The sequence below is a fragment of the Frankia sp. AiPs1 genome, from assembly GCF_023716945.1.
Classification (GTDB): domain Bacteria; phylum Actinomycetota; class Actinomycetes; order Frankiales; family Frankiaceae; genus Frankia.
Genome location: NZ_JAMQQF010001186.1, coordinates 1 through 539, shown reverse-complemented (window position 1 = coordinate 539; position 539 = coordinate 1). Strand labels below are relative to the sequence as shown.

The window sequence follows — 539 nt, the reverse complement described above, 5'->3', positions numbered from 1 at the left end:
CAGCGCCAGGACGGTCAGGTGCAGGGGCAGCCCGGCGGCGGTCATCGCCCGCGCCGCCGACGCCGCGGCCGAGTCGCCGAGCAGCGGCAGTGCCCAGGTCAGGACCGGCGCGGAGACGAGGTCGAGCGGGATGCCAGCGCGTTCCCAAGCAGCCCGCTCGCCTGCCGGGCCGTCCCGGGCCACCAGGGCCCGAGTGACCAGTGCGGTCAGCCGGGTGGAGCTGTCCAGCGCGTGGGCGTCGCCGCATTCCCTCGCGGCGATCTCCCCCCGGCTGAGCCCCGAGCCGGTGTGCGCGAGCACGGCCGCCACCGTGCGGACCAGGCCCGCGACCTCGTCCGGCGCGCGGCCGGCGAACAGCCCGTCGGACCAGGCCGCGTCCCGCCAACCGGCCGGCCAGCCCGCGACGCAACCGGTCGTTCGGCCGGCCGAACAACCGGGATCCCGGGCCGGCCCCGGGATGGTCGCAAGATGGGCCTCGACCGCCATGTCCAGGGCGGCCCGGCGTCGCCGGGACTCCTCGCGCCGCAGCACGGCCGCCT

Annotated in this window: 1 protein-coding gene; it reads right to left on the bottom strand. The window is 78.3% G+C overall.

Translation table 11 applies throughout. The features are described from left to right. The coding region (locus ND748_RS33565; protein ID WP_251750220.1) for a TIGR02679 domain-containing protein at window positions 1–539 on the bottom strand (539 nt) is incomplete at both ends.